The sequence below is a fragment of the Neobacillus sp. S1227 genome (assembly GCF_055385255.1).
On the sequence record NZ_AP038276.1, the window covers coordinates 53501 to 67907 of the forward strand.

General features: G+C 42.7%; 12 protein-coding genes. All 12 read left to right on the forward strand.

What is annotated here, in order from left to right:
- The first annotated feature begins 41 nt into the window (after positions 1–41).
- On the forward strand, positions 42–860 hold the full coding sequence (gene purR / locus ACZ5AE_RS00275) for a pur operon repressor (RefSeq protein ID WP_464568455.1): 819 nt from the start codon (positions 42–44) through the stop codon (positions 858–860).
- 16 nt (positions 861–876) lie between these two features.
- A complete protein-coding gene (gene ridA, locus ACZ5AE_RS00280) occupies positions 877–1251 on the forward strand; it encodes a 2-iminobutanoate/2-iminopropanoate deaminase (RefSeq protein WP_464568457.1) in 375 nt (124 codons plus the stop codon).
- Positions 1252–1515: 264 nt separating this feature from the next.
- A complete protein-coding gene (gene spoVG, locus ACZ5AE_RS00285) occupies positions 1516–1806 on the forward strand; it encodes a septation regulator SpoVG (RefSeq protein ID WP_003347151.1) in 291 nt (96 codons plus the stop codon).
- A 322-nt stretch (positions 1807–2128) separates the two neighbouring features.
- Positions 2129–3502 carry a bifunctional UDP-N-acetylglucosamine diphosphorylase/glucosamine-1-phosphate N-acetyltransferase GlmU gene (gene glmU, locus ACZ5AE_RS00290; RefSeq protein ID WP_464568459.1) on the forward strand — a complete coding sequence of 458 codons (1374 nt, stop codon included), beginning with the start codon at positions 2129–2131 and terminating at the stop codon, positions 3500–3502.
- 24 nt (positions 3503–3526) lie between these two features.
- Entirely contained in the window at positions 3527–4483 is a 957-nt protein-coding gene (locus tag ACZ5AE_RS00295) for a ribose-phosphate diphosphokinase (protein ID WP_464568461.1), read from the forward strand.
- Positions 4484–4779: 296 nt separating this feature from the next.
- A complete protein-coding gene (locus ACZ5AE_RS00300) occupies positions 4780–5415 on the forward strand; it encodes a 50S ribosomal protein L25/general stress protein Ctc (RefSeq protein WP_464568463.1) in 636 nt (211 codons plus the stop codon).
- A 349-nt stretch (positions 5416–5764) separates the two neighbouring features.
- Positions 5765–6328, forward strand: a complete 564-nt coding sequence (gene pth, locus ACZ5AE_RS00305; protein ID WP_464568465.1) for an aminoacyl-tRNA hydrolase — start codon at positions 5765–5767, stop codon at positions 6326–6328.
- 137 nt (positions 6329–6465) lie between these two features.
- On the forward strand, positions 6466–6696 hold the full coding sequence (locus tag ACZ5AE_RS00310) for an anti-sigma-F factor Fin family protein (protein WP_464568467.1): 231 nt from the start codon (positions 6466–6468) through the stop codon (positions 6694–6696).
- An 85-nt stretch (positions 6697–6781) separates the two neighbouring features.
- Positions 6782–10321: a transcription-repair coupling factor gene (gene mfd / locus ACZ5AE_RS00315; RefSeq protein ID WP_464573495.1), complete on the forward strand. Its 3540-nt coding sequence runs from the start codon at positions 6782–6784 to the stop codon at positions 10319–10321.
- A gap of 221 nt (positions 10322–10542) precedes the next feature.
- A complete protein-coding gene (spoVT, locus tag ACZ5AE_RS00320; protein ID WP_464573496.1) occupies positions 10543–11079 on the forward strand; it encodes a stage V sporulation protein T in 537 nt (178 codons plus the stop codon).
- A gap of 181 nt (positions 11080–11260) precedes the next feature.
- Complete coding sequence (locus tag ACZ5AE_RS00325) at positions 11261–12883, forward strand: putative polysaccharide biosynthesis protein (RefSeq protein WP_464568469.1); 1623 nt, start codon at positions 11261–11263, stop codon at positions 12881–12883.
- A 1-nt stretch (position 12884) separates the two neighbouring features.
- Positions 12885–14357: a bifunctional methyltransferase/pyrophosphohydrolase YabN gene (yabN, locus tag ACZ5AE_RS00330; RefSeq protein ID WP_464568471.1), complete on the forward strand. Its 1473-nt coding sequence runs from the start codon at positions 12885–12887 to the stop codon at positions 14355–14357.
- The last annotated feature ends 50 nt before the right edge of the window (positions 14358–14407 follow it).

Below are 14407 nucleotides of genomic sequence, written 5' to 3' on the forward strand. Positions count from 1 at the left end.
TAGTATCCTTTAATTAGAATATTCGGTTTCGGGGGGTTGTTATGAAATTTCGCCGCAGTGAACGTTTGATAGATATGACAAGTTATCTGCTCGATCATCCTCGCCAGTTAGTGCCGCTTACCTTTTTTGCGGAGCGTTATTCTTCGGCAAAGTCCTCAATTAGTGAAGATTTGGCCATTGTCAAAGAGACTCTTGAAGAAAGGGGAATCGGAACGCTGCAAACCGTACCAGGAGCAGCTGGCGGTGTTAAATTTTTCGTCAAGGTAAGCAAGAGAGAAGCGGAGCCTTTCATTAATGAACTCTGTGGGCTTATCGGCAGTCCTGACCGGCTTTTGCCCGGCGGTTATTTATATTTGACCGATATTTTAGGCAGTCCGCAGGTGGTTCAAAAGGCTGGAAGAATCATTGCTTCAGCCTATGCAGATGCTAAAATTGATGTCGTCATGACAATAGCCACAAAAGGTATACCGCTCGCATATGCCGTTGCGAGTCAATTAAATGTTCCGGTAGTGATTGTCAGAAGGGACAGTAAAGTTACGGAAGGGCCGACTGTAAGCATCAATTATGTGTCAGGTTCAGCCAAAAGGATACAAACTATGGTTCTTTCCAAACGAAGCATGAAGGAAGGGGCAAATGTCCTTATTGTTGATGATTTTATGAAGGCAGGCGGTACAGTCTTAGGTATGGTAAGCATGCTTGAGGAGTTCAATGGCCACGTAGCAGGGATTGCTGTTTTAGTTGAAGCAGAGAAAACAGAGGACCGGTTAGTGGATGACTACTTATCGTTAGTTAAGCTGTCAGATGTAGATGTTAAAGAAAAAAGTATCAATGTCGAAGTGGGAAACTTTTTTGATAGGTAAAGGAGAGGAATATACGATGAAAGTTGTACAAACCAATCAAGCCCCGGCTGCAATTGGACCATACTCACAAGGTATAATTGTAAACAATATGTTTTACAGCTCTGGACAAATTCCGTTAACGGCTGAAGGAACAATGGTAACAGGGGATGTAAAAGAACAAACACATCAAGTGTTCCGCAATTTGCAGGCTGTTCTGAGTGAAGCCGGCGCATCGTTAGAAACAGTTGTCAAAGCGACCGTTTTTATCAAGAATATGGACGAATTTGCCTCGGTTAATGAGGTCTATGGAGAGTATTTTTCCATACACAAACCAGCCAGATCCTGCGTAGAAGTGGCCCGTCTTCCAAAAGACGCCTTAGTTGAAATCGAAGTAGTAGCGCTCGTAAAATAATACGGGCGTTTTTCTTTTTTGCTAATAGGGAATATAAATTTTCACAAATTTATGCTTGCCTAACACTTAAATTCAACCACGCCTCATGAACCGTCCTATCGGGCTCGCTAATCGGCGAGTTTGCATTTATGTCAGCTAAAAGCCAAAATTTACAAATGTTCACCAATTTGCCCTAATTTTTCAAAAATTTTTTTAAAAATAAAGAAGGAAAACGCAAAATCTTGTTGAATTTATTATCTAACATTGAGAAAAGGGTGTGAGCAAATGGAAGTAACTGACGTAAGACTGCGCCGCGTTAATACCGACGGTCGTATGAGAGCGATTGCATCAATCACATTAGATAATGAATTCGTTGTTCACGACATTCGCGTTATTGACGGAAACAACGGTTTGTTTGTCGCTATGCCAAGTAAACGGACTCCAGATGGAGAATTTCGTGATATTGCGCATCCAATCAATTCAGGAACACGTGGAAAAATCCAAGAAGCTGTATTGGCTGAGTACCACCGTTTAGGTGAATTGGAAGTAGAATTCGAAGAAGCGGGAGCTTCCTGAGGATAAACAACTAGGGCCTTTCTTCTGAGTAAGGCTCTTTTTATTATGTCAAAAATCCCCACTGTATCTCCTCACAAAAGTAAATTTCCCAATCATAAAAAGACGTAATATTATGACATTAGACACATATCGTTCATTCCTTGAAATGAGTTCCTATTTACGATAATATTTTTAATGGATATAGTGAAACTTCAATCAGTGGGTGGTTTTTACCCACTGATTGTTAGTTGAACAGAATCGGGCTTTTACGGGCAGTTGGCCCAGCGGGGCTTACTGCCCGTTAATGCGGGATAAAAAGGTTAAAAAGATGGAGGAAAAGTCCATGTCTAATCGTTATGCTGTGATTTTGGCCGCCGGGCAAGGAACGCGGATGAAATCAAAGCTTTATAAGGTATTGCACCCTGTGTGCGGAAAACCAATGGTACAGCATGTTGTAGATCAAGTCAAAAAACTTGATATTAAGGATATCGTGACCATCATCGGCCATGGTGCCGAAAAAGTACGGGCCCAATTAGGTGATGAGAGTCTGTACGCCCTGCAAGAAAAGCAGCTAGGGACAGCTCATGCGGTGATGCAGGCTTCCAGCATGCTTGAGGGAAAAGAAGGAACAACGATTGTCGTATGCGGAGATACGCCGCTTATTAAAGCAGAAACGATGGAGGCTTTATTTAAAGAGCATGCAGCGGCAAAGGCAAAAGCGTCGATTCTTACGGCTAAAATCGACAATCCTGCTGGTTATGGCCGTATCGTTCGCAATGAAAGCGGTTTTGTTGAAAAAATCGTGGAGCATAAAGATGCTACGGAAGAAGAGCGGAAAATCAATGAAATAAACACAGGAACATACTGCTTTGACAATCAGGCTTTATTCGAAGCACTGAAAAATGTTTCCAATGATAATGTGCAGGGAGAATATTATTTACCGGACGTTATTGAAATCTTGAAAAAGCAGGGAGAAATCGTTTCAGCTTACCAAACTGAAGATTTGGATGAGACTCTAGGGGTTAATGACCGCGTGGCTTTAGCAGAAGCAGAACGGATTATGCGCGGACGTATTAATGAAACTCAAATGCGCAATGGTGTAACCATTATTGACCCGCAAAACACCTATATCGAAGCTGATGTACAAATTGGACCTGATACGGTTATCCATCCTGGAACAATCCTAAAAGGTGACACTGTGATCGGGGCAGATTGCCTCATTGGCCCACATACAGAAATTGCAAACTGTCATGTTGGCGATGAGACGGTTATCCGTCAATCTGCCGCTTATAATAGTTCGATTGGCTCCCATGTCAATATTGGGCCGTTCGCTCATATCCGCCCGGATTCAGCAATTGCCGATGAGGTGAAAATTGGCAACTTTGTAGAAATTAAGAAGGCTGTTTTCGGTAAAGGAAGCAAAGCGTCCCATCTCAGCTATATCGGCGATGCGGAGGTTGGCAGTGACGTCAATATTGGCTGCGGCTCCATCACGGTTAATTACGATGGTAAAAATAAATATTTAACAAAGATTGAAGATCATGTGTTTATTGGCTGTAATTCCAATTTAGTTGCCCCAGTCACGATTGGTGAAGGAGCGTATGTTGCTGCTGGTTCCACTGTCACAAAGAATGTTCCGGGCAATGCTTTGGCTATTGCCAGAGCACACCAAGTGAATAAAGAAAATTATGTTGAAAAGCTTAATATAAAGAAATAAGCAAAATCAAAATGGAGGGCCCTCATGTCGAACCAATATTTAGATCCAAACTTAAAGGTATTTAGTTTAAACTCCAATGTTGCACTAGCTAGAGAAATTGCCAAGGTTATAGGGGTAGAGCTTGGAAAGAGCTCGGTTACAAGATTCAGTGACGGTGAAATTCAAATTAATATTGAAGAGAGTATCCGCGGCTGTGATGTCTATGTCATTCAATCGACAAGCTCACCAGTAAATGAAAATATCATGGAACTATTAATCATGATCGATGCATTAAAAAGGGCTTCAGCCAAAACTATTAATATTGTCATGCCTTACTATGGTTATGCTCGTCAGGACCGGAAAGCGCGTGCCCGTGAACCAATCACATCTAAATTAGTGGCCAATCTGCTTGAGACTGCCGGTGCGACCCGCGTGCTGACTCTGGATTTGCATGCACCGCAGATTCAAGGATTCTTTGATATTCCGATTGACCATCTAATGGGTGTGCCGATCCTTTCTGATTACTTTAAAGATAAGGAATTAAGTGGTGATCTTGTGGTTGTTTCTCCAGACCATGGCGGGGTGACTAGAGCCAGAAAAATGGCTGAAAGGCTTAAGGCGCCAATCGCCATTATCGACAAACGCCGTCCAAGACCAAATGTGGCTGAAGTTATGAATATCGTTGGTAATATCGATGGTAAGGTTGCTATATTGATTGACGATATTATTGATACAGCAGGAACCATTACACTGGCTGCTAATGCGTTAGTAGAAAACGGGGCAAAAGAAGTTTATGCTTGCTGTACACATCCAGTTTTATCTGGCCCTGCCATTGAAAGAATTCAGAATTCCAAAATTAAAGAATTGGTTGTAACTAATTCGATAGATCTTCCGGAAGAAAAGAAAATTGAAAAAATCCAAAGCTTGTCTGTTGCACCATTAATCGGCGAAGCAATTATTCGCATTCACGAAGAGCAATCAGTCAGCACATTGTTTGATTAATCTAAGGTGAAGAGTCCCCGCTTTTCTATTGTCTAGCTCCACAAGGAAAGCTTCGGCAGCGTAAGCATCGCACGACCAAAAGCGAAAGCTTTTGGGAGGAGGCGCCATCGGCTCGAGGTCACATGCCAATCCGGCCAAAAGGTTAAAAAGCAACCTTTCGGCCGGCTCGTCTTGTGCTTGTCGCTATTAAGTGGGCGCCTTCTGCTTTTCTTAAAAGAAACAGCACAAATATGTTTAGACCTTCCTTTTTTGGGGAAATTTTATATAGATAAATGAAATAGGAAGGTGGACTATACATGAGTACTGTTTTACAAGCGAAGGAGCGGAAGGAACTGCACCGATCGGAATTGAAGAAAATCCGCGATAACGGCAATATTCCTGCTGTTGTATATGGAGCAAAGGTTGAGAGCAAGCCGGTGTTTGTGAGTGGGGCTGATTTTACAAAGACCATTCGCGCTGTAGGCAGAAACGGAATCATTTCTCTTGATGTTGATGGAAGCAAACAGGATGTTATATTAACGGCTTTCCAAGAGGATGCCATTAAAAAAGAAGTTATTCATGTTGATTTTCTAGCCGTTGATAAGTCATCAAAAGTAACTGTTGATGTTAGACTAGTTTTGGCTGGAGAAGCAGCGGGCGTGAAGGACGGCGGCGTTCTGCAGCAACCACTGCATGAGCTCTCCATTACGACTACACCAGACAATATTCCGCCGCAAATTGAAGTAGATGTTTCTCATTTGCAGGTAGGCGAAACGATTATGGCGGGGGACATTCCTGCCTTTGATTTTATGATTAATCATGACGATAGTGAAGTAATCGCCTCTATTCTGCCTCCGAAAGTAGAAGAGGAAATTAATGCTGGCGAGCAGCAGGAAGGCGGCCACCCTGACAATGAAGAAGGCAGGGAAACAGAGCCTGAAGGGAAAGAATAGAAATAGACGTAACCTAGCTTTAGGTTACGTCTTTTGTTACATAACTATTAAAGCGGATGGCCCATCCATAATGTGGCACCAATAATGGCTATTGAAGCCCGAACTGGTTCTAAAACAACAGAAGAGATAACCCATAGAGGTTATTAGATCCCATACTGGTCCCGAAATCAGAGAAAAGGAAACCAATAAGGGCTATTGGAGCCCAAACTGGTCTCGAAAGCGGAGAAAAGGTAACCAACAAGGGCTATTGGCGCCCGAACTTAGCCCAACTTTGAAAAAAGAGGAGAACATTATGTTTCGAAAACTGTTTAACAGGCGGGCGAAACAGGAAGAGGAGGCGGGAGTCCCTATGAAATTAATTGTTGGCTTAGGTAACCCCGGGAAACAGTACGATCAAACCCGGCACAATGTCGGCTTTGAAGTCATAGATGAATTGGCAAATCGGCTGCAAATCCCCCTTAATCAGTCAAAATTTAAAGGTTTGTACGGCATGGGCAATCACAAAGGGGAAAAGGTATTGCTGCTAAAGCCGCTGACCTATATGAATTTATCTGGTGAATCTATCATTGCGGTGATGGATTATTATAAAATAGAGCAGGAAGACCTAGTTGTTATCTATGATGACCTTGATTTGCCGGTTGGAAAAATCCGTCTGCGCCAAAAGGGAAGCCCAGGCGGTCATAATGGAATAAAATCAACAGTGGCTCATCTTGGCACTCAAGCCTTTAACCGTATCCGGATTGGAATTGACAGGCCGCATCCTCCGGGAATCAGCGTTCCTGACTATGTGCTAGGAAGGTTTCGTCCGGAAGAGCAGCTGCTAATCAAAGAAGCAGTGGAAAAAAGTGCCGATGCCTGTGAAGCATGGCTGGAAAGGCCATTTTTGCAGGTTATGAACGATTATAATCAGTGAATTGTTCATGATAAAGAAGTATCGTTCATACAATAAAGACATGAAACGGCAGAGTTTCCATTTAACTTGAGAATGAATAAGTTCCTCCTGCAAGGTTCATACTATTAGCAGGGAATCTTGAGATCAGGAGGGATTGTATGGCCATCCATTACCATTGCCGCCATTGTGGCTCAAACCTTGGTTCAATCCAGCAAACATCGATCCATTCAGAAGCACTTGGGCTTCATAGACTAACGGACCAAGAGAGACAGGATATGGTTACTTATGATAATTCGGGTGATATTCATATAAAGGCAATTTGCGAGGACTGTCAGGAAGCATTAGAGAAGAATCCAGATTTTCACCAATATGATTATCTTATTCATTAACCAGCTTTGGAGGGGAAATCCAAAGCGTTTTTCTATTTAAGAAATGAACCTAATAGAAGCAAACTATACGGGAGGAGGAGAAACTTTGGAGGGGTTAAAATCACTATTCCTTCAGCAGGAAGATATTTACTCGGTTATTTCCGGAGTGGAAGAGGGCTTAAGGGAACAGCTTATTGCGGGCCTATCCGGCTCATCAAGAACTTTGCTGACAGCTGCAATCTACGAAAAAATGAAAAGACCAATAATGGTTGTCACTCATAATCTGCTGCAGGCACAAAAACTTTATGATGACATTGCAAATTTAGTGAATGAAAAGGAAGTTTTCCTTTTTCCTGCAAATGAATTAATTGCTGCTGAGATGAGCGTTGCCAGTCCAGAGCTCAAGGCGCAGCGGATAGAAGCTTTAAATTATTGGAGCAAACAGACCAGGGGAATTATGATTGTCCCAATTGCAGGATTAAAGAAAATTCTTCCTCCAAAATCACTGTGGGAAAAATACCAACTTTCCTTAAAAGTAGGAGAGGATATCAATCTTGATTCCTTGTTAAACATTCTCGTACAAATGGGGTATGTACGGGGAGAAATGGTATCCACACCAGGTGAATTTAGTGTAAGAGGCGGCATCATTGATATTTATCCATTAACAGAGGAAAACCCGCTGCGGATTGAACTGTTTGATACAGAAATCGATTCGATTCGTTATTTTTCTTTAGAGGACCAAAGATCCAAGGAAAAGGTGCCAGAGGTCTTTATCGGACCAGCAACAGAGGTATTATTAGAGGCAGAACACTATAGCCGTATGGTTGGAAAAATAGAAGATGGTTTAGGGGTCAGTCTAAGAAAATTAAAAAATGATAAAGCAAAAATCGAGCTTAGCCAAAATATCGGCTTCGAGCTCGAGCAGTTGAAAAATGGCCAAAAGCCTGATCAGGTTTTTAAATACTTGTCACTGGCTTATGAAACCCCTAGTAGTTTACTAGATTATCTGCCTAAGAACGGGCTGGTTATAATCGATGAAATCAGCAGGATTCAGGAGATGAATGAGTCCCTTGTGAAAGAGGAGGCAGAGTGGTATACAGCTTTGCTTGCAGAAGGGCAAATTATCCATGATGTCCAAATATCTCACGATTTGCAGGCGTTTTTGCAGAGAAAACAATTTCCAATTCTTTATATGTCGTTATTTTTACGGCATGTGGCCAATACCAGTCCGCAAAATATTATTAATATTTCCTGCCGGTCGATGCAGAATTTTCACGGGCAGATGCATTTGTTGAAATCAGAAATAGAAAGATGGAAAAAAGGGAATTATACTATTTTATTTTTAGGGGCTTCCGAAGAGAGAGTTGCCAAACTAGAACGGGTGCTCGAAGACTATGAGATTGACGCAGCTGTTACTTCCGAGAACCAGCAGCTTTTACCTGGAAAAATTCAGATTATAAGAGGAAATCTGCAGACAGGGTTTGAACTTTCTATTCAGAAAATTGCTGTTATTACAGAAGAAGAGCTTTTTAATAAACGGATAAAACGGTCGTCCTCCAGCCGTCAAAAGCTATCCAATGCCGAGCGGATTAAAAGCTACTCGGAATTGAAGATTGGCGATTATGTTGTTCATGTGAATCATGGAATAGGAAAGTATTTAGGCATTGAAACTCTTGTGATAAACGGGATTCATAAGGATTATCTACATATCCGATATCAAGGGACAGATAAACTTTATGTACCAGTAGAACAAATAGACCTTGTCCAGAAGTATGTCGGTTCAGAAGGAAAAGAGCCGAAAGTCTATAAACTCGGCGGTACAGATTGGAAGAAGGTAAAGAAAAAGGTTCAATCATCGGTAGAGGATATTGCCGACGATTTAATCAAGTTATATGCTGAGCGGGAAGCGGCTGTTGGTTATGCCTTTTCTCCGGACGGGGATATGCAGCGGGAATTCGAGACATCGTTTGCTTATCGTGAAACGGATGATCAGCTAAGGTCAATTCACGAAATCAAAAAGGATATGGAACGTCCGCGTCCAATGGACCGGTTATTATGCGGTGATGTAGGTTATGGGAAAACGGAGGTCGCCATACGTGCTGCCTTTAAAGCGATTGCTGACGGAAAGCAGGTTGCTTTCCTTGTTCCAACGACGATCTTGGCCCAGCAGCATCACGAAACCCTAAGGGAGAGATTTCAAGATTTTCCGATTAATATAGGATTATTAAGCAGGTTCCGAACAAAGAAGCAGCAGACAGAAACGATTAAAGGGCTGAAAGCGGGAACAGTGGATATTGTGGTGGGGACGCATCGCCTGCTTTCTAAGGATATCGTTTATCATGATTTGGGATTATTAATTATTGATGAGGAACAAAGATTTGGTGTTACACATAAAGAGAAAATCAAAAAACTGAAAACAAATATTGATGTGTTAACCTTAACGGCCACACCAATCCCGAGAACGCTGCATATGTCGATGCTTGGCGTCAGGGACTTATCGGTCATTGAAACGCCGCCGGAAAACCGTTTCCCCGTGCAAACATATGTGATGGAATACAACGGTTCTTTAGTCAGGGAAGCCATTGAGCGTGAGCTTGCCCGCGACGGACAAGTATACTTTTTATATAACCGGGTAGAGGATATCGACCGGAAGGCAGAGGAAATTTCCATGCTGGTGCCGGACGCAAAGGTCGCCTCTGCCCATGGCCAGATGTCGGAAAACGAGCTTGAATCGGTGATGCTGGGGTTCTTGGCGGGTGATTTCGATGTCCTTGTCAGTACTACCATCATTGAAACTGGTGTCGATATACCGAATGTTAATACTTTGATTGTCCATGATGCCGACCGCATGGGTCTCTCCCAGCTTTATCAGCTCCGCGGCCGGGTCGGAAGATCTAACAGGGTGGCCTACGCTTATTTCACATATCGAAAGGATAAGGTTTTGACAGAGGTAGCTGAAAAACGTCTCGAGGCAATAAAAGAATTTACCGAGTTAGGCTCCGGTTTTAAAATTGCGATGCGGGACCTGTCCATCCGCGGTGCGGGAAATTTACTCGGCGCCCAGCAGCATGGATTTATTGATTCGGTAGGGTTTGACCTTTATTCGCAAATGCTTAAAGAGGCGATTGAGGAACGGAAGGGTGACCTTAAGGCTGAGGCAAAACCTTCAGTGGAAATTGACCTTGAAATTGATGCTTATATTCCAGATTCCTATATCCGGGACGGCCATCAAAAAATCGAAATGTATAAACGCTTCAGAGGAGCTTCCGCACTTGAAGATATAGACGAACTGCAGTCAGAGATGCTCGACCGCTTTGGCGAATATCCTGACGAGGTCGGCTACCTATTCCAAATTGCAGAGATGAAAGTATACGCCATCCAAAATGGAGTAGAGCTGATTAAGCAGATCAAACAGGATGTCACGATTTTATTAACGGAAGAAATGACAAACACGATTGAAGGCAGCAAGCTTTTCCATATTGGCAACCGCTTCGGAAGAGCCGTTACCCCGGGTATGGAAGGACGTAAGCTGAAAATCATGATTAAAACAAAGGACCTTGAGACTGCACAATGGCTTAATATTGTGTTTGAAATGATCAAGGGAATTTCCTTGGCGAAAAAAGAGCAGGGAAATCCTGTGAATTAAACAAAGGCCTGACCCCTAATTAACGCATTATAAAGCGGGGGTCAGGCCCTTTTATGTGTTGCTGGGAATCTTTCCTGAATATGTGAAAAAAATATGTCCTATGTGAATAGAACTTTCCAGTTGAAAGATACTAAGTTCAAAGTTGGTGATGATTTCAATTAAAGGAAATTAAGTCACTCACCAAGTTGAAAAATCATCAGATGAAAGTGAGGCAACATTGGATGAAAGCAACTGGAATAGTTCGTCGAATCGATGATTTGGGTCGTGTTGTTATTCCGAAGGAAATACGCAGAACACTGCGTATCCGCGAAGGGGATCCGTTAGAGATCTTTGTGGACCGGGATGGAGAAGTCATTTTAAAGAAGTATTCACCAATCAGCGAATTAAGCGATTTTGCCAAAGAATATGCGGAAGCCCTATTTGACAGCCTCGGTAACCCTGTTTTAATTTGTGATAGAGATGCCTACATAGCAGTAGCAGGCGGTTCTAAAAAGGATTATTTAAATAAAAATATTAGTGATTTAGTCGAAAAAACAATGGAGGATCGCAACTCCATGCTCAGCACCCAGCAGGGCGATGTTGCCTTGGTTGAGAGTAACGAGGAACCAGTAACATCATATACAATCGGGCCAATAATTGCAAATGGCGACCCGATTGGAGCAGTCATCATTTTTTCAAAGGAAGGCTCCCTTGGCGAGGTTGAACAAAAAGCTGTTGAAACGGCCGCAGGTTTCCTCGCTAGGCAGATGGAGCAATAAAATCAAAAAGCGAAAGCGCCTTGCCCAGGGCGACAGGCATAAGACAGCCTTTTTGACGGATTGGCTGTAGACCTGTGAGCCCCTAGGCGCTGCAGCTAGACAAAAATCTAAAAAAAGGCAGCCAGCGCTGCCTTTTTTAATGTTATAATGATTGCGCTCTTATTATTAGGCAGGTGAAACTGTGAATAATGTCAATCCTTCAAAGGCTGTGTTTAAAGGGGCTTTAATTTTAGCTTTAGCGGCACTGGTCACCAAAATATTAAGTGCTTTTTACCGGATTCCCTTTCAAAACATCGTCGGGGATGTCGGGTTTTACATATATCAGCAGGTTTATCCTTTTTACGGGGTGGCTGTTGTTCTTTCTACTACCGGATTTCCGGTTGTCATATCAAAACTGTATGCTGAGCTGCAGGAAAAAGGCGACCAGGAAAAGTCACGCCTTCTTCTTTTTTTATCGTTTATCTATTTGCAGATATTCGGCCTTCTTTGGTTTGTTGCTCTTTATTTTGGGGCCGGCCAGCTGTCTCTTTGGATGAAGGATCCTCATTTGGCTGTCATTATCCGGGTGGTTTCGGTAGTTTTTTTAATCTTTCCATTTGTCTCTGTTTTGCGGGGCTATTATCAGGGAAAAGGCGAAATGGTACCGACAGCTTTATCTCAAGTGGCAGAACAAACAATCCGTGTAGTCACGATTCTTTTTCTATCATGGCTGTTAATGGAAAAAGGGGTTTCCCTCTATCTTGTCGGCGGAGGCGCGATGTTTGGGTCAATTACGGGCAGCTTGGTTTCTGGCCTTATTTTGTTTATGTTTATGTGGATTCGTAAAGAATGGAAACTAATGGCACCAAGTAAAGGTTGTTTAAAGACGAGTGCCCTTCAGGTAAAGCAGATCTTTATAGCGCTCACGTTTCAAGGACTTACCATTTGTGTCAGCGGCATGCTGATGATTTTTATTCAAATGGCTGACTCTTTAAACCTCTATTCTCTGCTTATTTCGAATGGAACCCCCGGGGATATAGCGAAAAGTTTAAAAGGAATTTTTGACCGCGGCCAGCCGTTCATCCAGCTGGGAACAATTGCGGCTTCCTCAATGTCATTAACATTGGTGCCGTTGATTAGCCGTGAGAGGCTTGCTTCCAAACCAGAATTTTTATATCACAAAATACAATTAGCACTAAAGGTAAGTATCGTTATTGGTGTGGGTGCTTCTGCTGGATTATGGGCGATTATTCGGCCGGCCAACACGATGCTGTTTGAGAACGATTATGGTTCAGATGTATTAGGGATGCTTAGTTTTGTTATTTTGTTTACTTCATTAATTGCAACGATTGTCGCCATTTTACAGGGATTAGGCAGTTTTGCCCTACCAGCCTTAGCGGTAGCAGCGATATTTCCCATTAAGTATGTACTAAACATGATATTCGTACCAACGCTAGGAACAATGGGGGCAGCAATTTCTACTTTGTTATCACTCGGTATTATCATTATTTTATTATTTATTCATATTAAAAAAGTAGCGGCCATCCCGCTTTTTCATCTTCGCTTTATGAGGACGGTTTTATCGGCGGCACTGGCTATGGTTCTTTTTTTGAAAGGCTGGCTGTTTTTGGCGGGTCATCTGCTAGATCCACTTGGATTAAGCCGCTTTGGTGCAGCCATCCAGTCCTTAAGTGCAGTATTTTTCGGTGGGATTCTATTTGTTTTGATTATTATTAGAGGACGCACTTTTCTTGAAGAAGAGCTTGCCCTTTTCCCGTTTGGCAGCAAACTCATTCATTTTATGTCTCGAAAGGATCGAAAGTAATATGGTGAAAAAAATTGAAATTGTCGGCTTAGGTGCCGGCGATCTAGATCAACTGCAGGTCGGCGTTTATCGAAAACTTATTAAGGGACAGCAGATTTTTTTGCGGACAAAGGAGCATCCCGTAGTCGAAGAGTTAGTGAAGGAAGGACTGATTTACACCTCCTTTGACTCTGTTTATGAAAAGCATGAGCAGTTTGAAGATGTCTATCAGGAAATTGCCGAAACTTTGCTGGAAAAAGCACAATCGGAACCGGTAACTTATGCTGTCCCAGGGCATCCCCTTGTGGCAGAACGGACGGTCCAAATTCTTTTGGAAAATGGCGCAAAGACCGGGGTTGAAATTATCATTGGCGGCGGTCAAAGTTTTATCGATGCACTATTCACTTCTTTAAAAATCGACCCTATTGATGGGTTTCAGTTGTTAGACGGCACCGCTCTTCAAGCTGGCCAGCTCCAAATAGACCAGCATATGATCATCAGCCAGGTTTATGATGCCTTTGTTGCTTCGAATGTGAAATTAACCTTAATGGAACAGCTTCCGGACGATTATGAGGTATACATTGTGTCGGCAGCAGGCAGTCAAGAAGAGGCGATTATGAAAGTACCTTTATATGAATTAGATCGGAACTTATCTATTGATAATTTAAGGTCCATCTATGTCCCTCCTGTACAGGAGGAAGAAATCTTATGGAAAACCTTCCCTAAGCTGCGCAAGATAATTGCCGATTTGAGGGGGCCAAATGGCTGCCCATGGGATAAAGAACAATCCCATGAGTCATTAAAGAAGTATTTGATTGAAGAAACGTTTGAAGTGATTGAAGCAATTAATACCGAGGATATTGACCATCTCATTGAAGAATTGGGAGATGTCCTGCTGCAGGTTATGCTGCACGCACAAATAGGCGAGGATGATGGGTATTTCTCCATCGAGGATGTGATTGAAGGCTTGTCCGCGAAGATGGTCCGCCGCCATCCTCATGTTTTTGGAAATGCTGTGGCGGCAAATGCCGATGAGGTTGTGAAGAATTGGCAGGAGATTAAGAAGCAGGAAAAGGGCGAGGAGCAAGCCGATGTCTCATTGCTTGCAGGAGTTTCGCTGGCCTTGCCTAATCTGTTGCGTGCCTATGAGCTCCAAAAGAAAGCGGCAAAGGTGGGCTTTGATTGGAAGGAAATCGGCCCTGCCTTGGAGAAGGTTAAAGAGGAGCTGGAGGAATTTATTGCTGAACTTGATGGAACGGAAGAAGGCAATGTCCGTGCAAATAAAGAATTCGGCGATTTATTGTTTGCGTTTGTCAATGTCGCCCGGTTTTTAAAAATTAATCCGGAAGAAGCTTTGTTTGCAACAAATGAAAAATTTATTCGGCGTTTTCAGTACATTGAAGAGAAGGTAAAAATGAGCGGAAAAGCCATCGAAGCTCATTCCCTCGAGGAATTGGATCAATACTGGGATAAGGCAAAATTAAAAGGGCTATGATGCATGGGGGCTGTTCTCATCCATCAATACTGGTATTAACCCAAATTAAA